The 27,000-nt window shown below is 36.7% G+C and carries 23 protein-coding genes; 15 read left to right on the top strand and 8 right to left on the bottom strand.

From position 1 onward, the window contains the following. Positions 1-19: 19 nt before the first annotated feature. From CRT24_RS18310 to CRT24_RS18285, 6 genes are all read left to right on the top strand, one after another. A complete protein-coding gene (locus CRT24_RS18310) occupies positions 20-1,036 on the top strand; it encodes a DUF3626 domain-containing protein (protein ID WP_099372548.1) in 1,017 nt (338 codons plus the stop codon). 253 nt (positions 1,037-1,289) lie between these two features. Beyond that, on the top strand, positions 1,290-1,799 hold the full coding sequence (locus CRT24_RS18305; RefSeq protein ID WP_099372547.1) for an SH3 domain-containing protein: 510 nt from the start codon (positions 1,290-1,292) through the stop codon (positions 1,797-1,799). 87 nt (positions 1,800-1,886) lie between these two features. Then, a complete protein-coding gene (locus tag CRT24_RS18300) occupies positions 1,887-4,040 on the top strand; it encodes a hypothetical protein (protein ID WP_218962663.1) in 2,154 nt (717 codons plus the stop codon). A 545-nt stretch (positions 4,041-4,585) separates the two neighbouring features. After that, positions 4,586-5,767 (top strand): hypothetical protein, encoded by a 1,182-nt coding sequence (locus tag CRT24_RS18295; RefSeq protein ID WP_099372546.1) that lies wholly within the window; start codon positions 4,586-4,588, stop codon positions 5,765-5,767. Positions 5,768-5,891: 124 nt separating this feature from the next. Next, positions 5,892-6,392 (top strand): antitoxin Xre/MbcA/ParS toxin-binding domain-containing protein, encoded by a 501-nt coding sequence (locus CRT24_RS18290; protein WP_099372545.1) that lies wholly within the window; start codon positions 5,892-5,894, stop codon positions 6,390-6,392. Next, positions 6,392-6,859, top strand: a complete 468-nt coding sequence (locus CRT24_RS18285) for an RES family NAD+ phosphorylase (RefSeq protein WP_099372544.1) — start codon at positions 6,392-6,394, stop codon at positions 6,857-6,859. Before CRT24_RS18290 ends, CRT24_RS18285 begins: the two co-directional genes overlap by 1 nt. A 9-nt stretch (positions 6,860-6,868) precedes the next feature. Here CRT24_RS18285 and CRT24_RS18280 read toward each other — a convergent pair whose 3' ends face one another. Beyond that, positions 6,869-7,423 carry a dihydrofolate reductase family protein gene (locus tag CRT24_RS18280; RefSeq protein ID WP_099372543.1) on the bottom strand — a complete coding sequence of 185 codons (555 nt, stop codon included), beginning with the start codon at positions 7,421-7,423 and terminating at the stop codon, positions 6,869-6,871. A 22-nt stretch (positions 7,424-7,445) separates the two neighbouring features. After that, positions 7,446-8,192 carry a hypothetical protein gene (locus tag CRT24_RS18275; protein WP_144034611.1) on the bottom strand — a complete coding sequence of 249 codons (747 nt, stop codon included), beginning with the start codon at positions 8,190-8,192 and terminating at the stop codon, positions 7,446-7,448. 145 nt (positions 8,193-8,337) lie between these two features. On the opposite strand from CRT24_RS18275, the gene CRT24_RS18270 reads away from it, so the two are divergent. Beyond that, complete coding sequence (locus tag CRT24_RS18270) at positions 8,338-8,964, top strand: hypothetical protein (protein ID WP_099372541.1); 627 nt, start codon at positions 8,338-8,340, stop codon at positions 8,962-8,964. A 158-nt stretch (positions 8,965-9,122) separates the two neighbouring features. Here CRT24_RS18270 and CRT24_RS18265 read toward each other — a convergent pair whose 3' ends face one another. Continuing rightward, entirely contained in the window at positions 9,123-10,253 is a 1,131-nt protein-coding gene (locus tag CRT24_RS18265; protein ID WP_144034610.1) for a hypothetical protein, read from the bottom strand. 759 nt (positions 10,254-11,012) lie between these two features. On the opposite strand from CRT24_RS18265, the gene CRT24_RS18260 reads away from it, so the two are divergent. The 8 genes from CRT24_RS18260 (at position 11,013) to CRT24_RS18225 (ending at position 17,789) form a co-directional block, all read left to right on the top strand. Continuing rightward, on the top strand, positions 11,013-12,344 hold the full coding sequence (locus CRT24_RS18260) for a site-specific integrase (protein ID WP_099372539.1): 1,332 nt from the start codon (positions 11,013-11,015) through the stop codon (positions 12,342-12,344). 4 nt (positions 12,345-12,348) lie between these two features. Then, positions 12,349-13,251, top strand: a complete 903-nt coding sequence (locus CRT24_RS18255; protein ID WP_099372538.1) for a hypothetical protein — start codon at positions 12,349-12,351, stop codon at positions 13,249-13,251. Positions 13,252-13,415: 164 nt separating this feature from the next. Beyond that, positions 13,416-13,715: a helix-turn-helix domain-containing protein gene (locus CRT24_RS18250; RefSeq protein WP_099372537.1), complete on the top strand. Its 300-nt coding sequence runs from the start codon at positions 13,416-13,418 to the stop codon at positions 13,713-13,715. Positions 13,716-13,798: 83 nt separating this feature from the next. After that, positions 13,799-14,761, top strand: coding sequence for an AAA family ATPase (locus tag CRT24_RS18245; RefSeq protein ID WP_099372536.1), 963 nt, complete (start codon positions 13,799-13,801; stop codon positions 14,759-14,761). 70 nt (positions 14,762-14,831) lie between these two features. Next, positions 14,832-15,785 (top strand): toprim domain-containing protein, encoded by a 954-nt coding sequence (locus CRT24_RS18240; protein ID WP_180269169.1) that lies wholly within the window; start codon positions 14,832-14,834, stop codon positions 15,783-15,785. Positions 15,786-15,855: 70 nt separating this feature from the next. After that, positions 15,856-16,218, top strand: a complete 363-nt coding sequence (gene mobC / locus CRT24_RS18235; RefSeq protein ID WP_019974742.1) for a plasmid mobilization relaxosome protein MobC — start codon at positions 15,856-15,858, stop codon at positions 16,216-16,218. Next, positions 16,199-17,110 (top strand): relaxase/mobilization nuclease domain-containing protein, encoded by a 912-nt coding sequence (locus tag CRT24_RS18230; protein WP_099372534.1) that lies wholly within the window; start codon positions 16,199-16,201, stop codon positions 17,108-17,110. The genes mobC and CRT24_RS18230 overlap by 20 nt, the downstream gene beginning before the upstream one ends. 4 nt (positions 17,111-17,114) lie before the next feature. Further along, positions 17,115-17,789 carry a hypothetical protein gene (locus CRT24_RS18225; protein WP_099372533.1) on the top strand — a complete coding sequence of 225 codons (675 nt, stop codon included), beginning with the start codon at positions 17,115-17,117 and terminating at the stop codon, positions 17,787-17,789. A 10-nt stretch (positions 17,790-17,799) separates the two neighbouring features. Here CRT24_RS18225 and CRT24_RS20960 read toward each other — a convergent pair whose 3' ends face one another. From CRT24_RS20960 to CRT24_RS18200, 5 genes are all read right to left on the bottom strand, one after another. Next, a complete protein-coding gene (locus tag CRT24_RS20960) occupies positions 17,800-17,964 on the bottom strand; it encodes a hypothetical protein (RefSeq protein ID WP_180269168.1) in 165 nt (54 codons plus the stop codon). Between the two features lie 89 nt (positions 17,965-18,053). Then, positions 18,054-20,027: an AAA family ATPase gene (locus CRT24_RS18215; RefSeq protein ID WP_099372531.1), complete on the bottom strand. Its 1,974-nt coding sequence runs from the start codon at positions 20,025-20,027 to the stop codon at positions 18,054-18,056. After that, positions 20,027-23,353 carry an Eco57I restriction-modification methylase domain-containing protein gene (locus tag CRT24_RS18210; RefSeq protein ID WP_099372530.1) on the bottom strand — a complete coding sequence of 1,109 codons (3,327 nt, stop codon included), beginning with the start codon at positions 23,351-23,353 and terminating at the stop codon, positions 20,027-20,029. Before CRT24_RS18210 ends, CRT24_RS18215 begins: the two co-directional genes overlap by 1 nt. Beyond that, complete coding sequence (locus CRT24_RS18205) at positions 23,353-26,652, bottom strand: helicase-related protein (protein WP_099372529.1); 3,300 nt, start codon at positions 26,650-26,652, stop codon at positions 23,353-23,355. The genes CRT24_RS18210 and CRT24_RS18205 overlap by 1 nt, the downstream gene beginning before the upstream one ends. After that, the gene (locus CRT24_RS18200) at positions 26,649-26,927 is read right to left on the bottom strand and encodes a helix-turn-helix domain-containing protein (protein WP_099372528.1); all 279 of its coding nucleotides are present in this window, start codon (positions 26,925-26,927) and stop codon (positions 26,649-26,651) included. Before CRT24_RS18200 ends, CRT24_RS18205 begins: the two co-directional genes overlap by 4 nt. Positions 26,928-27,000: the final 73 nt, after the last annotated feature.

The raw sequence follows: 27,000 nt of genomic DNA, 5'->3' as shown, positions 1-27,000 counted from the left end.
TATTTAAAAATATTGCTTTATGGAAAGGTTTTTTGAGAAGTTAAATCAACAATTAGAATATAATTCCGGAAAAGAGATAGAAGAAATTCAGGAGATTTTAAAATTTTCGAACCTTTCTGAAGAACAACATCAATCTTTCAACAGGAATTTGGTTGATAAAGCTTGTGTCAATCTTCATTTCCATCCTGACAGATATTTGAAAGATGGCTCTCAAATTATTGACGGCTTAATACAAACCGGGGAATATCTTAATCAATATCAGACCCAAGTATCATCAGGAAGCTTGAGTGCTAAAATTGGTGGCGACAGGGATAAATGGGAAAATAAATTATTCAATAATCTTTTTGGTTCAAGCACAAAAGACCGTCCTAAATATGGAGCTTTAAATCTGACTGGCACAAGTGACGGAGCCTCTCCGAGGTTTGGTTCTTGTTATTTTATCACTTACCCTGAGATAAAATCCAAGTGCACTTTTACATATGGAGATTCCTATCTTCTTCCAAAAGAAAGAGGAACAATCCAGAACCTTATCCAAGTATATGCACGGTTGTATCATGATATTTTCACCAGGAATTCTGCCCTTGGATTCTACTATAAAAATCTTACAGATTTTTACGACAAGACGAATCACTTCCTTGAATCCAATACTTTGCACAATATGCTTTCACACAACTTGGACTTTTATATTGAGAGCCAAATTCATGAGCAAGTAGATCTTCAAAAGGATGTTTCCACACTTGTGGTAGATCCTTCCTATCAAGGAACTGAATTGGAAAATAGGATTCATGAACTTTGCGACAAATTTGATATTTCATTGATCTGGAACCAAGGATATTCTATAGACCTGAATAATTTCCCAAATAACTTCAGGGGAGTTGAAACATTTGAGTTCGCTGAATATATTGCCGAAGAGAACAAAATAAATGCTTACATCCTCGGCAAAGCATTATCCAATAAAAAGCTGAAATCAAAGTTCAAGGACTCCTTTCAATTGGCCAAATACACTTGGCATTGCCTAGTCAAATTTGGAGAATAGGCATCCAAAATTTTTATTTGTAATCTGGAATATTCTTTCCAAGTATTATATCACGTTCCACATGGAGCATTCCATCTATTTTATAGGGTTTTACGACTCCAGCCCCTCCTATTTTAGACATTTTTTGCAATTACATATTGTGAAGAAATAATAATCAAATTTTAAAAAATGTATTTACGGTAACCCGTAATATTAAGTATCAAACATTCTATAATTTGGTTAATCTTTCACACTATGTAAATATAAATTATCCATGAAATTTGCTTATATTATTTTAACCTTAATACTCTTTTTCTTTATTCAAACAGTGTTTTCACAAGAAAATAGGTTATTGACCTCAAATTTTAAAGAAGACAACCATGGTAGATGTACCGGATCTGCATTCTGTACAGCATGCACTACTTGCAGCAGTTGTAAGCATTGTAATAGAGACGGTGGATCATGTGGAGTATGCTCTTCTTCTAATTCAAGAGAAACATCTCCTTATGCGTATAAAAAGGCAGTGTCCAAAAAAAAGAAAATTAACAATTACCCTAATAATAATTCTAAGTCAATAAACAACTCTGGAAAAGATTTCAAAAGATATGTGTTTACAAATGCAAATGTTAATTTGAGAAAAGGTCCAGGAACTAATTATGAGAAAATTATTTTGATTGGCAAATTTGAAAAATTAGAACATATTTCAACAAACGGAAATTGGCTAAAGGTAAAATTCTTAAATAAAACTGGTTATGTCAATCGATCATATATTTCGACTCTTTAGTAGTTCAAAAAAAATGAATATCTTGGTTAAGGTATAAATTTTAAAACTTCTCAAATTTTGATTAATAAATCAAAGCTATCGAAACCTATGAACGTTAAGTTATTTTGGTCTACTATAATTCTATTTTTCTGTTTACTAATCTATTCTTCAATTTGCAATGCAGAATCTCGCAGCTTGAATCAAAGCACAAACAAAATCACTTATAATCAAAAAAACAAAACGATTACGTTAAGATGGAGTGAATTTGGAGAATCTGGTGATTATACCATTAGTCGCGGTGGAAGTAGGTTAGCCAATAATTTTATCAACATTGGGAAGACCAGCAAGCTTACTTTCAAGGATAAAAAGCCTAATCAGAATAAATACGAAAACTATTATAAGATAACTAGAGGTTCTGAAAGCATATTGATTTCTTTGGAGAATGAAATTTTCGGAGATAATGTGTATTTCTATGACAGGAAGTATGAGCATGCTTCCACAGCTCAACAGGAGATGAAAGCGCATTTTCCTTTTATTGGGATGGGTGGTACAAATGGTGAATGGACTACGAAAAGACAGGCTTATTATTTCAAACCCAATATTGATGGTCAATCTTATGATCCTGGAGGTTCTGGTTCTGCATCTTCAGAATCTGCCAATTCCATAGAACTGGGATTTTACTCGCATATTGGTGGATTAGGCAAATTACCTACAGATGTTAAGTTAGGATCCCTGTTTACTCGGCCACATCTTTCAGGTGGAGCAAATGCCACATGTACTTTTTGGCGTTCAGTAGAAAATTTATTTGTGATGCGTGCCTTTGCCTGGACAGTTTCTCAATCTACCAGTGCACGCAGAATGCAAATTGAAAGCAGTTCCAAATTTATTTCTGACATCGGTCACACGAACTTTTGGGGTAGTGGTGGATATATTGCAGACAGTTATTTCACTTCAATTAGACCAAATTGGGGCGGTCAACAGCAATGGTATACTCGAAACAGCAGCTTTCCCAATGGCACTGATAGAATGGGAGGTTCCTATAACATGGTTTGGCAAGGATGTATTAACCCTCCAACCGCAGACTCCATCAATACTCCTATTACCAAGACTCCTATTGTAAGGGAAAAGCCTTTTCTCTTTATTGGAGACGATGGAGAATATAAAGTATTTGTTCCTGCTTGGCAACAAGATAGAGTTGGTGTTTCATGGGATTCAAAGGATATTGGTAAAGGAGTAGTTCAAGATCTATTGACTCAATGGTATGTCGCCAAAGAAGGAGATACGGAAATGGAGATCAATGCTGCCTTGAAAGCGGGGAAGAATATTTTCTTTACACCTGGTCATTATTCATTGAATGCTCCTATTCAGGTGAATAGGAAGAATGCGATTTTATTGGGTGCAGGTATCGCTTCTGTCACCTTGGAACCTACGGCAAATAATAAATGGGGCTGTATTTATGTTGATGATCAAGACGGTATTATAGTAGCTGGCTTATTGATGGATTCCTTTAACAGCACAACCTACCAAATTCGTGTAGGGAACCGGGATTCCCAGAGTAATCATTCTGAAAATCCAATATTACTAACAGATATCACTTGTCGTGTTGGCGGTGTTCAAGCTAACGATATACAGATTCATTCATCCATGGAGATCAACAGCAATAATGTTATCGGTGATCATTTTTGGTTATGGCGGGCAGACCATGGTTCTCAACCTGGTGGCAAGAAACGATGGACTAGAGACAGAAGCAAAAATGGATTAATTGTATCAGGGGATGATGTCACACTTTATGGATTATTTGCCGAACATCATCAAGAGTATGAGGTTCTATGGTTAGGAGAACGCGGTCGAACATTCTTTTTTCAGAATGAACCTCCATACGATGCTCCGAATCAAGAGGAATGGAGCAGTCAAAACAATCGTGTTAAAGGCTTTGCAGCGTTTAAGGTTGCCAATTCTGTCAAAGAACATCATAGTATAGGCATGGGATCTTATGCGGTTTTCACCGGCACTGATGGGAATGTAAACAAGGACAATGCATTTGAAGCGCCCAACACTCCCAATGTTAAATTGGGAAAAATGGTCATTACGAAATTTGCAGGACCCGGCAATATCCTAAACGTTATCAACGGCATTGGCGGAACTACAAAGACTGGTGTCAAACGAGTTGAACTTTACAACAGTAATGGCACACAACCCTTTGATGAAGAGTTTTCTCTTCCAGACAAGGAATCCTATCCATCTTATATTGAAATGAATTGATAACGAGGGAATAATCATTTCCAGAAGCCTAAATTATTCTCTGTGAAATTCCCATCTTTTTGGATCAATTATTTATTGATCTAGTTTCTCCTATTATAGTCTTGTTCCACTCTCCTTCCATTCTCCTTCCACTCTCAGTCCTCTTTCCTTCGGACCTCGTTCGGACCTTGTTCGGATGTATTCCGAAGCAGCTCCGAACGAGGTCCGAAGGAAGTCCGAACAAGAGACGAACGAGAGTCGAACAAGAGTCGACCAAGAATAGAACATGAAAGGAATAAGATTAGAAGAAAAATTATTTTGTTACGAACGATCTAAAAAAGGATGATTTATGAATCTATTTTGATCATTGTTAATCTGGCATTTATTTTGGGATATTAAAGTTGATATCAAACAGACTACCTGACTATCAATGGTTTATTCCTTATGTAAACAATCTGTAGATATAATGTAAACTTCAAATTTAAATGAGTTAATCATTAATATCTTACCTTCAATATTGAATTGATTTTTGAATTATTATCTCAGGTTCAACAAATAAAATCTCTATGAAGCTTTTAACTAATTTAATTTCTATGATCCATATTTTTGGGAGGAAGGCTAACTCTCAAATATTTATATTCTTGTTTATATTTTCTTCGATTGTATCTGTCTCTTGTAGTGATCAAGGCTCAAAAGACTTTAATTGGATTCCAAAGGTTGCTGAAATAACTGGCAAAGACCTAGAAAGTTGGTTGCGAAAGACACCTTACCAAAATGAATTAAAGAATGACAATGAAAATGAATTTGTTATTACGAATGTTGATCAGGTCTTTCCATTTATGAACAAATTCAACAACGACATTGGGCCAGTTAGTACCACTATTGCTACTACCGACACTAGTATCTATGAGCAAAAACATCTTATTTTTCAGGATCCAGTCTGGGGTGATGTATTTGTTTCAGGAACTTTACTTTATGACGATGAAGAGCTTTTTCTAGAGCAAAGTTCAAATTCAACTGGCAATCCATTTTTTGGAGGAGTTGAGGCTAGCGGCGATATTTATAGTTCTACATTATATGAAACTTCGGTTCAAGCTAAGCATGATGATTATAAGACGGGTCTGTATTGGGCAGATGCAAATTCGAAAGTTTATTTATTTGGATTTTATCAGCAAGGTCAGCTTGTTTTCGAAGCAGTTGTTCCATTACTTGGATCGGATACTGCCGCAGCTATTAATAAGCTTGGGGAGATTAACAAAAAACTGAACCTCAATATTCCCGAATGGGAAAATGTGAGCAGTTCTGCATTGAGAGTTAATGATGATCCTAAAACATTTTGGAATGACCCGTACGTTGGCTTATACATGAATGAGTATACAATGGATCAAGTTTATCTAAAAACAAAAAATACTAAACTTGAATTAGCCAAGCAGAAAGAAAAAGGGGATTATTATTTTTCATACCAAGCACCTCAAGGATTGGTAGAGCTCTATACCGAACTTAAACCTATCACCCAAAATGAGGCTGAATTCAATAAGTCAAATGCAAAGCAGAGTAAATACCTAAATGGCCATCAACAAATTTTTTACGATGAACAATCTTCTGGAAATTTCGTCCAAGGGATTGCAAAAACCTATACAAAAGACAATAAGTATTTAGAACTTCATTACAGTTTTCCTGAAAAGGATGAAGAAGCTCGAAAAACCGTACACGATATTTTAAAATATCTTAAAATATTTAAATATTAAGAATTTATATTATTTCAATAATTTAAACAAATTAATAAATTAGAAAAAAATTAAGAAAGGGTTTTTGAAACCAATGGAAAAATTGTAAATTTGGGGTAAGGTAAGAGGAAAAATACAATTTGTTATGGGTTCAAAAAACAAGAAGCCACAAGGCAATCAAAAACAAGATATACTTTCTTCAGATATAGCTAAAGAGAGAATGACCACATATGTATCTAAATATTCTCCATCTTGGGTTGTTAATCATCCTAAAGATGCACCAGGTTATCATTTAGAATTAATAGAAAGGATTCGTCAAGGGGTCAAGAAATCAGATTGGAAGGATTTGATTCACCATATTGGTTCAACCGAAAAGGAATTTGAGGATATTCTTCCCACCTCTATCAGCAGCATGCAAAAGAAAGAAGTTTATAGCTTAGAGACATCAGAGCGTATTTATGAGATTTCTCGATTGTATGGTTTGGGTTATGAGGTATTCGATAGTCCTGATCAATTCAAAAACTGGTTAATGACTCCTTCCAAGGCTTTAGGCAATAAAAGGCCGTTTGATTTTTTGGATAGTAGTTTTGGCTTTGAGATTGTCACCAATGAAATTATCAGGATCCAATACAATGTTTATAGCTAATGATAGTTTTTCGTGTAGCAAATCTGAGGTACAAGGATTCGACCTTGTCTGGTATTGGTGCGGAAAAAGTAGGTGGTAGATGGAATAAAGTGGGAACACGAGCCGTTTACTGTTCAGAGAATATTTCTTTGGCTTTATTGGAATATTATGTTCATTCGGAAAATATAGCAAATCTACCGACTGAAATTGGTGTTGCTAAAATAGAAGTTCCTGACCATTTTTTTATTGAAGAATTAGTAGAACTTCCGGAACGCTGGAACCAATATCCATACTCTTCAAAAACTACTGAGGTGTTTAGCAAAATGGCCAAAAACAGAGATTTTTTTGGTCTAAAAGTACCTTCTACTATTGTTCCATTAGAATACAACTACATTTTAAATCCTCTTTATAAAAACTTTGGTCAAGTAGAAATTCTTGAATTTTTAAACCTTTCGATCGATGAAAGGTTAAAGTCTGACAGAAGGTAAGAAATCAAATCAATCTTCTCTCTTTATCTCATAATATAAAGTCACTACCCCACTCCTGAAGACTTTTGTTTTAATCAGTTTTAAATCTTTTCTAACATTTAAATTTTCAAAGAATTCCAATCCTTTTGTTTCTATAATTGGATGAATACTGAGTTGAAGTTCGTCTATCAAATCGAGGTTTAGGAGTTGAATTATTAAGCTACGACTACCAACAAGTATATTTTTCCCAATTTGCTGTTTTAGTTCTTCAACTTTATCTGGCAGACCTTTATCACTGAGTTTTGCGCTTTCCCAATCAATTTCATTAAGCGTTTTGGAAAAGACTATTTTTGGAATCTTATCCATTACGATGGCAAAGTCATCCATTTCCTTATCTCCTGAAGGTTCTTTTACCAGATTTTTCCAATACTCCATCAATTGATAGGTTTTTCTACCATAAAGAATGATATCTGAAGTTCGTAATAAATCAGCGTAATGCTGATGCAATTCCTGGTCTGCTATTCCCGTTGTATGATCACATATTCCATCCAGGGTCATATTGAAAGCTGCACAAATTTTAGTCATAGGAAGCGTTCTTTTAATATTCTTATTTGGTTGTAATAATCACTACTCCATACTTAGCCTTTTCACCGTAAAGTGAATCGGCTTCATGAGGTTTGAGTACTTTTAATGACTTGATTTTTTTTGGATTGATTTTTTCAATTGCCCTAGGTTCTATTTCTTTTCCATTCAAAAAGACCAATTGCATAACAATTCTATATACTTCATTATTTTTCTTTTCCCAAGTTTCCCACCCGCTTGGTCCAATAGTTATAACATATTTTTGAGGACTTCGTAACTGATATTTACCATCTGGCATCCCTAAAAGGAATTCTCTTACTACCTTATTCCTATCAACTATTCTTTCGACATCTTCTATATATTTTTCAAAACTTACCTTTTCAGAAATCGTCATCCCGGTTTGATAAGCTAAGATTTCATGATTTTGACCAGCAAAATTATAATTCATTCTAAATGGTACTACCGAATTCTGACTTTTATTATTATTTGACTTAATATTCAGGATATCGGATTTGTTTACCAGTTTAAGATATTTAGATTTTTCTTTTTCCGATAAGGCAATCTTATGAACTGTACCTCTAGTAGTATCCAATTTGGGCAGCACCGGTCGAATTTGGAGTAGATAAAACAATGAATCCTTTGAATATTCAATATCGGATATTTTTAAATAATCTATCTCCTTAGCTTTAATTTGAGATTGACCTAGCAGTGGATAGAAAATAAAGAGTAAAATAGATAACCCTTTAATTGATGAGATCTTCAATGCTTTCATATTTAAGTCGTTTTGATGGTTTTTTTTAATCATTATTTAATATCGACTATTACACCCATATTTAAAATATATATCGTTCAGTGTAGAAATTTAATTGTTAAGAATCAGATTTTCAATAAACATTATAGTTTAATATATTTGCTTTATGAAACCAAATATTATCCTTCTGTTAATTTTAACAATATTTTCTATTTGTTTATATGCTCAAGATATTCAATTAAAGAATAATCGAGAGATTTCGGTTTATAATGTAGTTGCTCAGACTTCTAAAGGTAAAGTTAAGGGAATTTTGCAGAAAGTGACTCAGGACCAGGTAGAAATCATGACATCTAAGGATCTGTCTGTTATTCCCGTGGAAAATATAAAATCTTTAAAAGTAAAGTTTGACAAAAAGGAAAATGTTCCGGTTCTCAATAATATAGCCCAAACAGGATTGGATTTTGTTTTCGATCCTGATTATGATCAATCGTATACTAAAAACGAAAGTGGCTTTTATGAAAAAAAGATCGATGAAGAAGAAATAACATTGGGCGAAAAAGCAATGGTAGGTGGAGCGGTGATTGCTGGAGCTTTAGTTGGAAATGAAATCAAGAAATTAATGCCCACTGCAACGATTGAGAAGTTTAAAATCAATTATTCAAAGACTAAGTATTCTGAGATTTATGATGAATTATTGATGTATACGGTAGATTTGCAGGCTTCTCCGGGATATGAGCAGATTTTGAAAAAGAAATTAAGGGACGCGATGGGGAGGAATAAGCTGAAGATTTAGAGGGGGGGATTTCAATTTTACGGCATTGTAAGCAAAAGTTAGTTAATTGAATTAATCTAAAAATCAATATAATTGGATTTACGTGGAATGGATAGCCGAAACTTCAAATTTTAGCCTTAACCCGTCATATCAGCAAAACCTTGTTTTAATTCCATTTTTTATACATTATACAAACTAAAACATCCGTAATCTGTCCTTACACCTAATTTTTCTCCCACAAACTTAATCTCACATTTTTTCACAAGATGTTCAATCTTAAAACTGTTTAGTAGCTTTTTATTAACAAAGTCAAAAACATGTGCACCTGCTCGTTGTAGTAGAACCAATTTTGTTTGGTCAGCATTGAACCAAAAAGCATTTACATCTTTTGTATATTCAGGGATTTCTAGTTCTTTCAATTCGATTTCTTGATTTGTAGTGAGGTCGAAATATCGCATTCCCCAAGTTCCATAACGTTCTCTAACCACCAATAATTCGTTGTTATTAACGAACTCAAATTGAAAAACCATTTCGAACTCGCCATTTATTTTACTTAAAAGTGTTCCATTTTCTGCATCAATAATTTGAATTTCACCAACCTTATTATGAAATGCCAATAGTTTTCCATCGTTTGATAATTTTCCGCAGAATGGTGCTGTTCCTTTTATTAATTCTACACTATATTCTGATGTGTGTAAAAGTTTGTTCTGATTATCCATTACAGATAGTTTCCCTAAAGTTGCGAACGCGATTTTGTCTTTTGCAACTGATATAAAACTGTCAACATAACTTTTTTCTTGGCCTAAATTATTGAACGTTTCTTTTTCAATATCAAACTCAAAAATATGGTGGTCAAGATCTAAAATTAAAGAGTTTCTATCTGCTCTGTACTCAATGTTCCACGCTAATGATTTTGGTAATTCTATGGTTTTGAGGATGTCTCCATTGTTGTCAATGATGTTAATCGAGCCTACTGTTTTTGAGTTTTGTATTTTGTCTTCATAAACAAATATGCCATTTGGAGAATTCTCAATTGCTAAGGCTCCAGTATAAGCTCCACCAATATATTTGTGCAAAACTGGCTGTCCGATTTCGGCGTTTTCGTTGTTTAAGACATAACCTTTTTTTAAGGCTTCCCATTCTTTTTTATAAAAATTGTTCAAAGCATCTTCATTACTCAAAAATTCTTTTTCGGTTGTTTTTAGCTTATTATTTTTTCCAGTTTCAGAAATAAGGATTTTATTATTTAAGGTTAGTTTAATTACCTTATCTGAATTCTTATCAATTAGTTCGTGCTGCAATTGTTTCATCTGTTTTGTTGGGTTATTTCGGGTTTTGAAAAATGAGGGATAATGGGCAGCTTTGCGAAAGTGGCGGATAAGAAAAGGAAATTTCCAATCTTGCACTGACTTGAGCAACAGCTTTTTATAATTTACTAAATTTTATGAAAAATGGGAAATATAAAGGCTGTTGTTTTAATAAATAGAAGGAGAAGCTTATTTTCTGCGTCGCTCTAATCCACGAAGTCGTGGTGGTAATAATCTTGGTTTGGGGTGGACTTAAACAAAATCGAAGCTTTTCACTAAAGTGAGCTATAAAGTTCAAAATATATTGATTTCTTTAGCAAAAATAATTTTGTTGAGGGGGGGGGATTTGAAGGGAGGAAGTCTAAATACTAAGTACTAAATTCTAAATACTATTTAAAGGGTGTCAGGATTGGCTGCGTCGCTCTAATCCCCGCACTCTTGGCCGCAGCCATCCTGGTGTTGGGGTGGACTTAAACAAAATCGAAGCTTTTCACTAAAGTGAGCTTTTTTTCGTTCCTGGGGGCGAGCTCAAATAAATTTGGCTCGCCCCCAGGAACGAAAAAAGCCTCCCGCTATGCGGAAGGCTTCGATTTTGTTTGTCGGGGTGGCAGGATTCGAACTGTTATCATACCCTACTTTTACTTTTCTTATTTTATACTGATTATTAGGTGTTTATAAAAATTAATTCCTAACTTTATCTATCTTTACAAAGGTAAAATATGGTAATATTAAGCATTTCTGTCCGAAATATGTCCGAGAAATATGAAAGTGAATTTTTATTTAGATAAGCCCTATAATCCCAACGTTGCCCCTGAAAAGATCAAGCAGGAACTGGCTAAGGTTGGCGGAAAAAAGAAGAATCTTGCGCCCAAGTTCTGGAATCCATCCCCGACTGCGCTGTATCTTTTCTTTTCGCCGGATAAGTCCTGCAGGATAAAATACAGAACCAACTACAAGATACTGTCCAAGAACTGGGATTTTGAAAAGGAGCGGATGAAGCCAAGTGTCAGCGGTGCATTGGAGTTCAATGTTGAACTGAACAACCTTGCAAACTGCTGTACAAGGGAAGCAATGCGCAAAAAAGACACAAACCAGTTTCTTTCCAAAGAGGATTATAAACAGATTGTACAGGATTGTATTGACAGGGACAATGCCGTCAATAGCGAAATATCCATTTCCCACCTGAAACCCCAGTTCCTTTCCTACAAATCCAATTTTGTCAAAGAGGGTACGTTAAAAGAATACCGGACAGTCTTTAAGGGATTGGAGGATTTTGAGAAGCATAAGGGAACAAAACTGATCCTTAGGGAAATGGACGGTAAATTTATCGATCAGTTTGAGGTATTTCTAAGCAAGAAAAAGAACACGAACGATGATGATAAGACGGGCTTGCTGAATGATACCATACACAAGTACATATCCACGTTAAAGGTATTTCTAAAGTGGTGCAACGACAATGATTATCTGGTGCATCCTGATGTTTTTAAGACACAGAAAACAAATTTTAAAAAGAAAGCATATAACGAAATCATTGCGCTGTCTGAAAAGGAAATTGAGAAGATACTGAACCATGATCTTTCGGACAAGCCCAGCCTGGAAAGGGTACGGGATCTGTTCTGTCTATTGTGCTACACAGGGCAAAGATTTGAGGATCTGATCAACTTTGACCCAAAGGACATAAAAAACAATGCTTGGGACTTCATTTCGGTAAAAGTCAAAAAAAGGGTGATCGTACCTTTCGAGGGATACATCGCCCCCGCAAAGGATATTCTGGAGCGTATCGGCTACAAAGTACCCAAGATATCGAACCAGAAGTTCAATGAATATATTAAAATGGTCGGAAAACTGGCAGGGCTGAACGAAACCATAAAGATAACGAGGTATTCGGGCAAGCAAAAACTGGTGATAGAAAAAAAGAAGTACGATTTTCTATCGAGCCATGTTGGCAGGCGGTCAATGGTCACAAACCTATTGAGCAGAAACGTACCCATTACACTTGTACAGAAACTGACGGCACATTCCGATATACGGACTTTAATGAAATATGAATCGGCAAGCACGGACTCGCTAATCGATGCACTGAATAAATTTTAATATCATGGACGGTAAATACTTTAAGTTGAGAAAAACATGGAGAAAACGAAAGAACAGATTTGATATAGGACCGTTGTTCAATATGAATCCTATCCACATTTCGGGGTATTTTGTCATGCGGATATTTAACATAACCGAACAGGAATATATCCCTTTCTATCAACACCATAAAAAGTACTACCTTGCATGCAACCCTGACGGCAATGAAGAAACGTTTTTAGCAAAAGTACTGGAAATTGTCGATAAGGACAGGAAATCACGGGAAACGTTATACTATTACAATACGCGGTCTAAGACAAGGATACACAAATTGACCAGATTTCGGGAAGCTCTTAAAGAGGTGGACAGATGGGGTCTGACGGTGACCAACGAAGAACGTTTACGGCAGTCCGTCTCCTACGTGCAGGAAATAATGAACTGGCAGAATACCAACGACACAAAATCCGTATTGTCCAAATTCTTGTTTGACGAGAGGGGTTCTGACCAGTTTTTTATAGAATATCAACGGATCATTGAGAGGAAAAATGAATTGGAGGTGCTTTTGGAAAAAGAACAGTCAACCGTAAAGGATCTGCAGAATCAATTGAAAAATGTTGCTCCGGAATATAGGATTGCAATTTTGAACGGAGACCAAAAACTATTAATTGACCTTTTCATGCAATTGAGAGACTTAAAAGTTCCCAGGACAGACAATAATTTCCTATCGGCAAAGCCTGAACTATGGGCAAGATTGATCCATAACTATTTCACGTTGTCCCACACAAACAGCAAAGAAGACAACCGTCAACTACTTAGCTACGATACGATACTTGATTACTTTAAGGACAACTTAGGAAAAGAGATGCTAAAATCAAAAAACAGGAGTAAATATTTCAATATTAAAGAATCTGATAGAATATATACGTAAAACACATACGTCTGTTTTTCAGTAATTTGCAAATCAAAAATCCCCTCAAAATTAATTTTGAGGGGATTTTTGATTTGTGTACTTCCCAACTTTGCCCATGTTAACTCACTCGGAGAAAGTGGCCACGACTTCGACATTCTTACATTGATAAACATGAGCAAACTATGATTTTACTCGACCAAAAAGCCCTCAAAGACTGCATCAAGGATGCCGTAAGGGAGGAACTGCACCTTTTCATTACAGACGTCAAGAAGACGGCTGACAATCCACAGAAACCACAGACAGCAAAACTGTTGACCAAAAAGGAAATGGCGGACGAACTGGATATTTCACTTGTGAGCCTGACCGAATGGATGAAGCAGGGACGTATTCCGTACAGACGTATGGGAAAACGCATTTACTTCAACAAAGAAGACGTTATGGCGTCCATGACGAACTTCAACCATAACAGGGGAGGTAAATGATGATGCCGTTCAAGTAGGAGACCGTTGAGGCGTTCGACCGCTCTCTGGTCAGGATTACAGATAAATTTTTAGAGCCACCCATCATGATAAAGATATGCAGTTCGGATTCCGTCATCGGAACACTTGGGAATTTCAGTGCCTCTACGGGAAAGGCAAAGAGCAGAAAGACATTCAACGTCATTTCATTGATCGCATCGGCATTGAGTGGAAAGCAGATATTACAGTACAGGGTGGACGTGCCACGCAACCGCCCCATGGTACTGTACTGCGATACCGAGCAAGGGAAATACCATTGCCACAGGCTTCTTTCAAGAGTGTATAAGCTCATAGGCTATCCAACGACCGAAGTCCACGAGAACCTGAATTTTATCGCTCTGCGGGAGTACCCTACCAAAGAGCGTATCAACATCATCGAATACGCACTTTTCAAGTACGCAGGCAAGATCGGACTGGTCGTCATTGACGGCATCCGTGACCTTGTCTTTGACATCAACAATGCCACCGAGGCCACCGAAATAACGGGTAAGCTCATGAAATGGTCACAGGAACTCAATGTACATATCCACGTTGTCCTGCACCTCAACAAAGGCGACGACAATACACGGGGGCATCTGGGAACGGAGATCAACAACAAGGCAGAAACTGTCCTACAGATAAGCAAAAACGATCTGGACGCAAATTACAGCATCGTATCGCCGAAGTTTATCCGTGACATCGAATTTGAGCCGTTCGCATTCTATATCGAGGACGGTTTGCCCCGACTGGAAGAGAATCTTGAAATGGCAATCCCCAAAGCAAGGAAAGGCTTCGATTATCAGGAACTGTCCGCCGATAATCACCGGGAGGTGTTACAGGCGTTGTTCACTGACGGAGAAATAACGTGTAGTTATGGCGACTTCGTGAGCAAGCTACAGGAGGGGTATTTGGCACATGGGTTCAATTTCGGAACGAACAAGGCAAAACAGCTAAAGACGTTCCTTGAAAACAAAAGGATGATTGTCAAGAACGACAAGACCTATCGGTTCAACCCCGAATTTTATTACTGAAAAACAGGTTTAGTTTAGTCTGCCCCTATATATAGATAGACTAAACTAAACCTCTCTAAAAATCAAGAATATGACATGTGAAGAATTAAAGCGAATACCGCTCATATCCATATTACAGCATTTACAGATTCCGTGTGCCAAGATGAACAGCAGGGAAGCATGGTTCAAGAACCCCTTTAACGGAGGGGATGAACGGACGGCATCGACAAAGGTGGACGTACATCGAAATATGTGGTACTCCCATTCCGAGGGTATCGGTGGGAACAACATTGATTTCCTGATGAAGTTCTTAGGCACGTCCGAACTCGCTAAAGTCTTGGAGTGGGCTGATGAAAGAAAAAATATCCTTTCTTTTCAACAGCAGACCGTTCTGGATAGTCGGCACGCAGTACAGACAGAAAAAGATACGGGCTACACGATACTGTCCGTAAAACCGCTTGAAAACAAAGCATTGCTCGGCTATCTGTCCAATGAGCGTAAGATCGACCCCGATATTGCCAGGGCTTTCTGCAAGGAAATCTACTACCGGATGGCAAACGGGCAGACGTATTTTGCCGTATGCTCTGCCAATGATTCGGGAGGGTTTGAACTGCGCAACCCCTATGACAAACGGTCGTTAATGACAAAGGACATCACCACCGTAGACAACGGAAGCGACAGGGTTATGCTGTTCGAGGGATTTATGGACTGGCTTTCTTTTTTGACACTAAGGAAGATTGCAGACCGACCGTTTCCACCTACAGATTATTGCATCCTGAACACCACCGCCCACCTGAAAAGGTCATTCCCGTTTTTGGAACGGCACAAAACTATCGTCAGTTATCTGGACACGGACGGGTCGGGAACAAAGGCTTACAGGGACTTGGAAATCCGCTTTGGAAAAACCCACGGCCTCAAAAACGGGATACAGGAACTACAGCACAGGAACAGTATGATAAAAGACGTGAACGATTATCTGGTGCATGGTCTATCCGACACCAAAATCGAAAATCGCCATACTGGCAGAAAATTATCGAATAGGTAGGAAGCAAGGTTGTGTTTTGGTGACCCCAAAACCGATTGGCTCCCGATGGTCACAGCTAAAAAGAAACAAGATGAAAAATAACAAGAAAAAAGGCGGAAGACCCGCACTCGAAAATAAAAAACAGTTCAGGATCAATGTCCGTTTCGATGAAAGCGAACATAACAGAGTTTTGCATAATGCAAAAATTGCAGGTATGAGCAAATCGGAATGGGTACGCAAATCTGCGATCCTACGAAAAATTACACCTAGGTTTACCGAAGAACAATTGAAAGCTTTTAGGGCGATTACTGGGGCTTCGAACAATCTAAATCAGTTAACTAAAAAAGCACACCAGTCTGGACTGATTGAGGTGGCACAGGAATGCAAAAATACGATCCATCACATTAACCATTGTATCAATAAACTACTGCACCATGATAGCGAAGATAATTGAGGGCCGATCTTTCGGCGGATGCGTTGGATACGCCCTGAAAAAAGATAGTGAGATTATCCATGTAAATGGATTACGGACGGATTCGGCAAAGACCATCACACAGGACTTTAATTTTCAGCGGATGCTGAATCCAAGATTGGGCAAGGCAGTCGGACACATTATTCTTTCGTGGAATACAGAAGATAAAAACAAGCTGAATAATGACATCATGCTATCCGCAGCTAAGCGTTATTTATCAAAATTAGATATTAGGGATACCCAATGCTTAATGGTGCGCCACCACGACCGCCAACATGATCATATCCATATTATTTTTAATCGGGTAAACGATCATGGCAAAACTATCTCCAATAGCAATCAGCGGTATAAGAGCTTTAAAGCTTGTAAAGAATTAAATGCATTATATGGCTTTAAGCAGTCCGAAGGAAAACGAAATGTCAACAGAGGTAGACTGAAAGGTAATAATCTAACGAAATACCAAATTTACGACACCGTCAAGGCAGGCATACGACACAGTAAAAACTGGAAGGAACTACAAAATTATATCCGTTACAGAGGTGTGGAAATGCAGTTTAAATATAGATTGGGGTCGGATGAGGTTCAAGGTATTTCGTTCATCAAAGATGAACAGACATTTCGGGGTTCTGCCATAGACCGCTCATTGAGCTTCGGACAGATCGACAAGGCTTTAAATAGCATAGATAATTCTATTGAACTAAATCAAATTACTGGAAGCTATGTTTCGAAGGATCATTCTATAGACAGAAATATCGGAGAAACACTTGGTCACATAACATCAGCTTTATTTTCGAACCCCGAAATTACACCAGAGCAAGATGATCCGTTGATCAAGAAAAGAAAAAAGAAAGAGAATTACGGACTAAAACGTTAATACCATGAACACAGAATTAGAAAATATACAGCAACAGGTAAGCGCATTGCAGGAAAACACAGACTTGATCACGCAGGATATTGTACGAATAATGCCTACAATTGTCTCCCTACTTTCTGAAAATGAAAAGAAAATGCAGGAATTTCATGAAATGCGAGCAAAGGATCAGGAACTACTACAACAGATCAAGCAATTTATTAAAAGAGAAAACGATGTACTATCTAAGATCATTAACGATTATGGGACACTTCAGGATGTAGCTAATGAAATCTCCACAATAACTAGACAGGAATTAGCTGTATTAACAATCAAAGAAAAAGAAATTGTTTCAAAGATAGCTGAAATTCCTGATCAGGTCATTGTAAAACATCATTACGGCATTGATCTCAAATCAACACCTCTGATCATTGTTATGATAGCATTATCTACCATTATTTCGCTAGGTCTCGGTGTTCTATACGAGAAGAACAAACAATTAGACGATAGAAAATCGTATGAAATGCGTTACCGAATGATAGAATTGGAGCTACCGCATGTAACATCGCATATCGATTCTACTTATTCTCTTAACCCTAAGAAATTCCATAATTTGGTGATTAAAAGAGAGGAAGAAAATAAACTATTAAACAGTATAGACCAAAAACGTCAGGAGATCAAAAACTTAAACAGTCCTGAATAACGGTTCTCAGCTATACGCAGGCAGGGATTTTAACCAGTGAACTTCCTACGAAGAACTGAACTTTAATTTTACTACTTTCCTGTCCTACGAAGCACGAAACCCCTGCTTGCGTATAGGTGATGTTATCGCTTCGGTGTTCTTTTTCGTTCGTTTGTTTGTCGTGCGTTTTGGCCATGCGGTTGGACAGACACACTCTTTGCCAAGTTTGGATTTTAGCGTTGGCTGGTATGGCTTGGCAATGTGTGTGGCTGTTGAGCGTTGGCATTAGTATCGTTTTAATTTATTCAAGCTATTTCCGTCAATTGTTTTTATAATTGAATACACATCTTCTTCTTTCTTACATTCTTCACCTATTTTTTTCTCAAGACCTTCTATTGTTTGAATGTAGAAATCTTTGAGAGTCAAATTTGGTGTTACAGGAGTTAGTAACTCTGATTCACCTTCGGTTGTAAAACCTACAAGTGCATACGGTCTTTTGTCATCAGGGCAATAGAAAGAAGTTGCTTTGTCTTTCGGTTCTAAGTAAAGGCAAATATTATCTAGTGGCTTAAATGAATAAATATATTCATTACCTGATATTGAAAATACTGAAAATTGTAATAATGTGTCTGTTTTGATGATTGAATCCAATCGGTACTTTTTCAGCTCAGTGATGATTTCAAACGTGTCTTGAAGCTCCCTCTTATAGTAATTTGATTTTGGGTTATAATGAGACGTTTGATTTAACGCCCTCTCTCGATACCTGTCAAGTCGTTCTAAAAGTGCTATATCAAAACCTATGTGGTTGAAAAAATCTGTACATTTCATGATTAATGTACTCAATGTTTGAGAAGTTATCGGAATGGCTTCACCATTGTCTTGTCTTAAAAATTTTGACGGAATAATTTCTCTTAAAATCTCTTCTAAGGCTGATCTCAAATTATTCCCACATGCATTATAGTCGATGTTTTCAACATCATTAAAATATTGATATGCTTTTTGCAAATAGGATTTATAGGTCGTGATTGATGGTATTCTTTTTCCATCAATCTGCGTGGCTTCATAAAGCTCAAATACTTTCCAATATTTTGAAAAAGCATTATCCAATTTGTCTTTATTATCTTCACCTTGCTTTTTTAATTCAGTAGAATGCTTAACCTTTATGTAACTTAAAGCAGATTGGAAAAACACCCTATCATGCGTCAATATGATTAGCTGATAATCCTTTAAATACTCCTCAAGAATAATAGATAAAACAACTTCACGGTTACCCATATCCAAACTGAGTAGCAAATCATCAAGGATCAGGATTTTGGGTGATTCTTTTACAAATTTCTCTTTTAAAATAGCCATTCTAATTGCTAAGGCAATTGAGGAAAGTCTGGCTTCATTAAGAAAAGTATGAACTCTCGATATTTTACTTGATACTTCGTCCAAATTTGAATCTATAAGCCAAGCTTCAAGGTAAATTTCAGGTGCAATTGTCTTTTTGTTTCTCCCTTTGTTGTGCGTATTGAATTCATTATAAGTGCAATTTTGATAATCAAATTCTATTTGAAAATCTTCCTTGAATTTGTATTTAAGGTAGTTATTGGCCGTTTCAGTTATTTTTTTGAGATAGAAGTCAAAGTCTGAATTAAATGTTGATACCAAACTTTGAAAATGGGTGTATTCTGGGTCGTAGATGCCTGGATAAGGGTCTAAACCATCTTTTAAATGATTCCACCAAACTTCAAGATTGGTGGAAACAATTGTTCCATCAATTTTAGTTAATGATGTTCTTAAATTGATGAACGGCAAAAGATGTTTTTCAAAATACCCGAAAAGCTTAACCCTGCTTTTATTGGTGAAATTGTAAATGTTAAAAATTGATTTGTAATCTATCAGGTCACTGGTAAGCGTTATTTCTTTGACAAAATCATCTGTTCTAGTATTAACAGTAGTATTGGAAATCCGTTTTACACGAGGGTCTGAAGGGTCATTCTCAAAGAGAATTTCAATGAAAGAATCTTCATCATCATTAGCGTAACGATTCTTTAAACTCTCCTCGCTTTTTGTTATAGGTAAAAAATATTTTTGAACTTGCCTAACATCAGTTTTGAATACACTTTGAAAAAATGTGTACAAAGCCCAATAAATAGAGCTTTTTCCACTTCCGTTTTCACCGTAAAGCAGAATGTGTTTTCGTTCAAAGTCAAGTTTCCTTTTTCCGTAAAAGAACTTGAAGTTTTCTAGAGTGATTTCCTTAATTCTATACATCACTTAGCCGCTTTAATCGGCATTACAATATCTGCCAGTTTGATGTCCATTAATTTCAGGTTGTTGCGGATTTCATTGTCTTTCTCTCGCAACTTTTGATAAGCACGGTGGATGATTTCAATCTGTTCTGACTGAGGCTTTCCTTCTATGCTCTCAAAATCCCGTTCTGCATATTTGATAAATTCAATACCCGCTTTTTCAAAGTCCTCTTTAAAGTACAACTCCATCACCATAGCATCTATTACTTCTTCAAAAAGTTGGGCAATGTGGGAGTTGGGGACGTGTTTATCAAAATCTTTGAATTTGTTTGTTGCTAAGGTATATGTGCATATATTATCAAATATCGATTGAATGGACTGATTGGCTTGTTTAATAGGTATTTTACGGAGGAAAGTTAATTTTACTTGTGCAAAAACTTTACCTTGCTCTTGAATTAGTAGGCTGTACATATAGTTACCTACCCCTGAATTCAGTATACATAGTAAATATTTTAAATTATATGCGTGGTCTCCTGTAATAATCGAATGAACTGAATCAATACAGTAAAATGGTTCCTCAATGTAAGTGGCTATTAAATCAGCAGATGTTTGGCGAAGAAATATTTTTGGACTCTCAAAATATTTATCGTCCCTTTGACACCAGAGCCAGTTGCCATATTCTATGTAAGAAGAATCCCAATTAAGTTTATATCGAAATATTTCTCTTCCTTTCGTGACGGGTTTTGAATTTTGAGATACTATAGACTCTCTGAAGTAATTTATCTTTTCACCTTGAACTTTCGCATAAACAGTTATGCCTTGACCGCTTTCATAAACTTCGCCTAATAACTTGGAATCGATTAAAAAGGCTTTTAATTTTTCCTTGTTCTTAATACTTGAAATTGAAAATGTTTCATGATCAAATTCTGTATCATCAAGAGTTTCTGATTCGATTAGCTGTAAACCTCTTTGGTTGAATTCAAATCTCTTGAATGCACTTTTTTTATGCTTAGGATTATTACTTAAAATAGTGATACAACTATCAACAACAACTGAAGAAAATACACTTTCAATTCTATCACTAATCTCTACTATTTTTGTTTTTTCAATCATCCACTTTCTTAGCGCCTGAAATTGATTATAAACAGTAAATGTGTGTGGAGTTATATATGAAAGAACGCCATATTCAGATACTAAATCATATCCTCTTTTAAAAAAGAAGATATATACATCATAGTGCTTGGATATTACCTCTTTGAAAATTGATTGAAATTTAATTTTATCTTCTTTCGTTGAAACCTCATTATAAGGCGGATTCCCAATCACCACATCAAATTTCTCTACACCAAACATCCACTTTGGGTCAAACCAATCTGATTTTTCGTGTCCAAAAGGGTTCCAGGTGCTGAGCTGGTAAGCACGGCTTTCTTTGTCAGAAAACAAACTCAGTTGGTCTTTAAACATTTTTTGCTGCACCTTTAAAAACTGCTCTTTGATGCGTTGTTTTTGCTTACCATAGCTTTGGATATAGTCGTTTCGGAGTTCTTCCAATTCCTGCATTTCCTCCCAATTGTCAAATAAACCACGTTGTCCGTTTTCTTCGGGGAGTTTTATTAACGTATCTGCTGTAACAAATTTGAATTCCAAGTTTGGTAAAGGTTCAATACCTCGGTTGGGTTTGTTTTCGTCAATATTTTCATCTACCACCAAAGAAAGGAAGCAACGCAATTTGGATATTTCGGCAGCTACAGGCTGTATATCCACCCCGTAAAGGGAATTTTGTATGACGCCAATTTTGCGGGCATACTCTACTCCCGAGGATTCCATTTTTTCTTTGAGTTGTTTGCGAACTATGGCATTTGAAACACGAGCCACTTGTCTTTTTTTCCACCACACAGCATCAGGGTCAAGCTTTTGCAGGGCTTGCACAATCTTTTGCAACACACCCATAGGGAAAGCACCCGAACCGCAAGCAGGGTCAAGAATTTTTACTTGGTCAAGAGTGTCTAAAATGGCTTCTGTTTCGGCTTTGGTAAAATCAAAGTCCTGCTTGTCCATCATTTTAAAGATGGGGCGAAGTTGGTCTTGCGGCAGATTGGTTTTGTTGTGGATGTATTGCACCAAACTTTCGGTGGCCATATAGTCCACAATTTCTCTTGGGGTGTAAAAACTACCTGTTGCTTTTCGGGCGGTTTCTCCACTGTCAGGGTCTATTTCTGCCAACAGGTTTTCAAAAATGCGCCCCAGCATTTCAGGGTCAACGCTTACTTCTACATCCGTTACCGAGTTTTCATCAATGGTGAAGTTGTATTTCTCCAACTCTTCAAAGAACTTCACAAACCATTGGTCATCAATGTTGAGTGTATTCAGGTTTTGGCTTAATCCTGTAATGTTGCTCGGCTTGTAATAATCTTGGTTGCCCGGTTCAAACAAACCTCCGTTTAAGAATGGAATTTGGTTAGCACCTTCGGGCAAGTTTTCTATCCGCTGTTCAACAGGCGTGTTTAAGGTTTGGAAAAACAGCCGTTCTAAAATAGTGTGATAGTAGCCGGAATATTCTTTAACTGCTTTTGAAGAGAGTAAACTTTCAGGAAGCAAAGGAGCCTCTGCATCTGATTTTTTCATTTTAAGAAACCAGCAGAACACTGTTCTACCAATTAATCGCACCGAAAATTCTTGGTACACTTGTCGGTTTTCTTTGGGAACAGAAGGAAGTTGCAAAATGCCTTTACCGTAATCGGTTACTTTTTTGCCTTTGCCAATTTTACCACCAACTAATTCATAGAAGAAGGCTTGAATGATTTTGTAAAATTCTTCATTCAGAGCCTCAACACTAAAGGCATTGAGAATATCTTGGAGGGCAAGCGATTTCCCTGTGAGTTTGCTCAATCGGTCAGAAGGCGTTCTTACCTTTTCACCTTCGCCCAATAAATAGGTATAGCGTTTGGGTTCGGTTGCTTGTTCAATAACTTCTCCTTCGTCATTTAAAACCTTGATTTCCGATACAAAGGATAGTCTCCATTTTTCTTGCTGAACAAACACGATAATCGCACCGTCCACATCATATTGATAGACATTACGCAGCAATTCACGTAAACCCACTTTGTTGCGTTCGAGCCACACTTCGGGCTTTACTTCAATTTTATATAAACCAATAATGCGGTCGTCAGTGGTGGTGAAGCTTCCTAATTCAAAAGCGGCATTGGCTTTGTCGTTGCTTTTTAGAAGTATCGGCTTTGGTTGAGCTAAAAGACCCAACTTGGCACCAAAAACAGATTTTAGCACTTCCAACCAAGAAGCATCATCAAATGCTTTGCTGAATATTTTATGTAGGGTTACTTTATCCATTAGTCAATAAATGTTTCAGTGATCACAATTTCGGGTGTTACATTCAAGTCAATTTCTACTTGTAGTGAATCTTCATCCTCCCCATTATCAAAAGCATCATACTTTTGGGCAATGGCTACAATCAAGTTATCTGCCTGACCATAAGAAATGGTCTTTTTATCCAATTGGCGTTTCAGTTTTCTTATTTCGTTTGGCAAAGGAGTAAATGTTCCTTTGTCAATTAAATTCAGTAGTGCCTCACATGCTTTTTTGGTGTCATCTTTCCGAGTGATGGATTTAAAATCACGCATAAACTTTTTGGCTTGTGCGGAAATGGCATCCGCTTTATCGGTGGTAGTTACTGTTTCTGTTGTTGAGCCCAAAAAGTCTTTATCAAATTCAGTTAAAGCCGCTTGCACATTTTCAAAGTGGACAGGCGGAATGTCATATCCTTGCTCAGCTGCTTTGGCTTCAAATTGTTCTACGGCTTCTAAAAAAGACAGGGCTTTTACCTCATTGTCTTTATTCACGCTGTAAAACTCCATTTTGTACGGAGATTTAAGGAATATTAGTGTGGTATCTTTCGAATCCTCTGTATTTACGTTGTTGTTTTTTCGAGCGGTTCTTGCTTTTAGTGGGAAGCTTTTTATTCTCTTAAACTCCTTTGGATTGGCGTCTTTGAACTCTCGAATAAAACGGAGATACAAAAGTCTTTTATCTTCTTCGTCAGGCAATCCTTCTTTGAAAAGCTCAAATTGTTCTACTAACTCTTCGTGGGTAAATACTTGTGCGTCTTCACCATAAGCGGAGTGAAAGCCTTGTAATTTAATCAAGGCATTTTTATACAATTTAATTTCCTCATCACCGTGTTGAGAAGGATAAAAAATGTAATTGTAAACAACGCCTGCAACGCTTCCAATTCGGTTGATTCTGCCGATACGCTGCATCAATCTTGTGGCATTCCAAGGCGTGTCGTAATTTACTAGAACATTAGCTCTATGCAGGTTTACGCCCTCTGCCAATACATCTGTGGTAATAAGAATTTGATAGTCGTCTTTTCTTTTTCCCGGGTAGTTGGCATCAAAATTTGCCTGAATCGTTTCAAAAATCTTGTTTCTATTAGAAGAAGATATTTTCAATACGCCTTTGCCTTTGTAAGCTTCGAGCTTTTCAGCCAGATAATCAGCCGTATCATTACTTTCTGTAAAGATTATAAGTTGTCCTGTTGGGTTTTTGTCCTTATTCAGAAGTTCATTTTCAAGTGCTTGAAACAACTTGTCAATTTTTGGGTCTTCTTTAACCAATTTCCACTCGTCATTAAGTTCTCTGAGTAAAGCTTCATCCTTTTTTAGACCCATTAAAAATTCCGGTTCAAAATCCTCGGCTTTGAAAATGTTATTTTTAGGGTTTTCTGTACTCAACTGAATGATAAGTTCTTCTATTTCTTCCATAGAAAAACCTTTTTCAACCAACTCGTTGATGTTCAAATCAGGCGCAATAAGAACCTTGTCATTTTCGAACATCTTTATCATTCGTTGTGTAGAAACCAAAAGATTGTTCAACGTGATTTTAAAAGCATGGAAACTGCTTTCCAGTCGCTTGATCATGAGCGTTTTCATGATACCTGCAAGCGATTTAGAAATCAAAACCGCTTGGTCGTAATAAGCGTCTTGCAATTCTTCACTTAAGAATCTAATGGCTTGATATCGGAAATAGCTAATTTTATCTTCATCAGTCAGATAAAAAACGGTGTGATAAAATAGTTTACTGAGTTTTGTGTCTAGATTGTATTCAACCGTTTTTAAAGGTGCTATCTCAGGGAAAATAATTCCTTGATCCTTTAAATCGTCTATATATTTTGGGTAATTGGTTAAATCTCTTCGCGTTCTACGAACTGTAATTTGTGAAATCACCTTTTCCCTTATTGTGTTGTATATCTCCCTAATCTGATTGATGTTCGGCTCATCCGCTCGCATTAATTCACGATACTCACGAATAATAGGGCCAAAGAATGATTGAAGGTTCGTAACAGGAAGTGTGCTTCTGCGGGCATCCTGAAAAAGCAACAATTGATAGTACAAATCCTGTGGACGGTTATTCAAAGGTGTGGCAGAAATAAGAATGATTTTCTTGTTTTTACCTTTAACCAATCCTTCTCCGTTACGTGGAGCTTTGCAGATTCTTTGAAGCAGTCCGAAACTTTGGGAGGTATGATTTCTGTATTTATGGGCTTCATCCACTAAAATCAAATCGTAATCTTCTTTTGCCCAATAATTTAAATCTTCTCCATTTACAATTTTCTCAAGGCGTCCGTTAGTAATAAACTTTGTATGACGGTCTATACCAAACATCCTAAATGTGGTCTTCCAGTTCTTTTCCAAAGCAGGAGGGTACACAACGAGGATTTTTGTATTCAGTGAACCATTTGCAATTAAGAATCTTTTGGCAATCATTGAAGCAACAATTGTTTTTCCTAATCCAACTACATCAGCCAAAAAGAATCCGTTATGCTCCATAAGCATTTGAAAGCCTTGGTTAACCGCATCTACCTGATAGCTTAACTTTTTGTAGGTTTTGGGCAAATCTCCAACCGTGTCAGGATCGTAATCAATGTTATTTCCGAAATATTCAATAAGCAGTTTAAGATAAATTTCAAATGGAGTGAACGACTGTCCAATATGAGTTTTCTTTTTAAAGTCTTGAATGTCGGCAGGCAAAATGGTAGTTGATTGTTCCCACAACTTTTGAAATTCAGTTTTGGTGAATTCAACATCATCATAATCCTTTAAGGCAATATTCAACTCATAGTTTGGTGATTTCTTAATTCCCAGACCAGCTTCTGTAAGGTTTGAAGAACCCATAATTACCCAGCCATCAGTATGTTCTGAATGATTTTGAGGTAAGAATAAATAAAACTTAGCATGAATAGCTTTTGAGTTGTGCGCTCGGACTTGAATTCTTCCATCAATGACATCTTGAATAAAATCTAAAATGCCTTCTTCAACTTCCTGAGAATACTTGGCTTCCTTTAAGTCTTGAATGAACCAGTTGAGAAACTCTTCCTTTGTCTTTTGTTCGTCCCCAAAATATAACAGCCCTTTCTTTTGGGCGTCTGCAAACATTTGGTCAACATTAATACCAACTAATATTTTTATGTCTTTTATTTCCTTGAGATAGGGTTGTAAAGCAAAATATCCAGACGAACGAAAATAGCCCACAACAGCGTGAAAGGCGTAAACATCTTTCATGTTCTCCAAAATCCCTTTGAACTTTTGAAAGATTGTTTTCTCTTCAGTATTTGTAAAAAACTTAGTGCTCATAATTTCTTCAATACGTTTTTAAGTCCATCAGCCAAAAATTCCAAGTCACCGAGTTCACTTAAAACTGTCGATTGAATAAATTCTATCTGTACTTCTTTATCTTGAATTTCTAGAGTCTTAGCCAGTATCGGGAGCATTTCTTTTGTTGCCACTCGTTCACTTCTCTCAATTTTACTCAAAATGGAAGTGTCAATGTCGAGTTCGGCAGCAACCTTTCTAAGCGGAAGTCCCAGTTGTTCCCGTCTGTTTCGTAAATATTCTCCAAAAGAATTCATCTTGTCGTATTTGTTTGGACTTATTTGTCAAAAGTACGATTTATTTTTATTTCTGTCCTCCGTGCGTTGGGAA

This window comes from Sphingobacterium sp. 1.A.5, from assembly GCF_002734235.1.
Taxonomy (GTDB): domain Bacteria; phylum Bacteroidota; class Bacteroidia; order Sphingobacteriales; family Sphingobacteriaceae; genus Sphingobacterium; species Sphingobacterium daejeonense.
The sequence above is the reverse complement of the archived record's forward strand: the minus strand, read 5'-3'. Positions and strand labels throughout refer to the sequence as shown.

Coding starts and splice junctions, on each gene's coding strand:
- CRT24_RS18310 (WP_099372548.1), top strand. CDS start 20: ATGGAAAGGTTTTTTGAGAAGTTAAATCAACAATTAGAATATAATTCC.
- CRT24_RS18305 (WP_099372547.1), top strand. CDS start 1,290: ATGAAATTTGCTTATATTATTTTAACCTTAATACTCTTTTTCTTTATT.
- CRT24_RS18300 (WP_218962663.1), top strand. CDS start 1,887: ATGAACGTTAAGTTATTTTGGTCTACTATAATTCTATTTTTCTGTTTA.
- CRT24_RS18295 (WP_099372546.1), top strand. CDS start 4,586: ATGAAGCTTTTAACTAATTTAATTTCTATGATCCATATTTTTGGGAGG.
- CRT24_RS18290 (WP_099372545.1), top strand. CDS start 5,892: ATGGGTTCAAAAAACAAGAAGCCACAAGGCAATCAAAAACAAGATATA.
- CRT24_RS18285 (WP_099372544.1), top strand. CDS start 6,392: ATGATAGTTTTTCGTGTAGCAAATCTGAGGTACAAGGATTCGACCTTG.
- CRT24_RS18280 (WP_099372543.1), bottom strand. CDS start 7,423: ATGACTAAAATTTGTGCAGCTTTCAATATGACCCTGGATGGAATATGT.
- CRT24_RS18275 (WP_144034611.1), bottom strand. CDS start 8,192: ATGAAAGCATTGAAGATCTCATCAATTAAAGGGTTATCTATTTTACTC.
- CRT24_RS18270 (WP_099372541.1), top strand. CDS start 8,338: ATGAAACCAAATATTATCCTTCTGTTAATTTTAACAATATTTTCTATT.
- CRT24_RS18265 (WP_144034610.1), bottom strand. CDS start 10,253: ATGAAACAATTGCAGCACGAACTAATTGATAAGAATTCAGATAAGGTA.
- CRT24_RS18260 (WP_099372539.1), top strand. CDS start 11,013: ATGAAAGTGAATTTTTATTTAGATAAGCCCTATAATCCCAACGTTGCC.
- CRT24_RS18255 (WP_099372538.1), top strand. CDS start 12,349: ATGGACGGTAAATACTTTAAGTTGAGAAAAACATGGAGAAAACGAAAG.
- CRT24_RS18250 (WP_099372537.1), top strand. CDS start 13,416: ATGATTTTACTCGACCAAAAAGCCCTCAAAGACTGCATCAAGGATGCC.
- CRT24_RS18245 (WP_099372536.1), top strand. CDS start 13,799: ATGATAAAGATATGCAGTTCGGATTCCGTCATCGGAACACTTGGGAAT.
- CRT24_RS18240 (WP_180269169.1), top strand. CDS start 14,832: ATGACATGTGAAGAATTAAAGCGAATACCGCTCATATCCATATTACAG.
- mobC (WP_019974742.1), top strand. CDS start 15,856: ATGAAAAATAACAAGAAAAAAGGCGGAAGACCCGCACTCGAAAATAAA.
- CRT24_RS18230 (WP_099372534.1), top strand. CDS start 16,199: ATGATAGCGAAGATAATTGAGGGCCGATCTTTCGGCGGATGCGTTGGA.
- CRT24_RS18225 (WP_099372533.1), top strand. CDS start 17,115: ATGAACACAGAATTAGAAAATATACAGCAACAGGTAAGCGCATTGCAG.
- CRT24_RS20960 (WP_180269168.1), bottom strand. CDS start 17,964: ATGGCCAAAACGCACGACAAACAAACGAACGAAAAAGAACACCGAAGC.
- CRT24_RS18215 (WP_099372531.1), bottom strand. CDS start 20,027: ATGTATAGAATTAAGGAAATCACTCTAGAAAACTTCAAGTTCTTTTAC.
- CRT24_RS18210 (WP_099372530.1), bottom strand. CDS start 23,353: ATGGATAAAGTAACCCTACATAAAATATTCAGCAAAGCATTTGATGAT.
- CRT24_RS18205 (WP_099372529.1), bottom strand. CDS start 26,652: ATGAGCACTAAGTTTTTTACAAATACTGAAGAGAAAACAATCTTTCAA.
- CRT24_RS18200 (WP_099372528.1), bottom strand. CDS start 26,927: ATGAATTCTTTTGGAGAATATTTACGAAACAGACGGGAACAACTGGGA.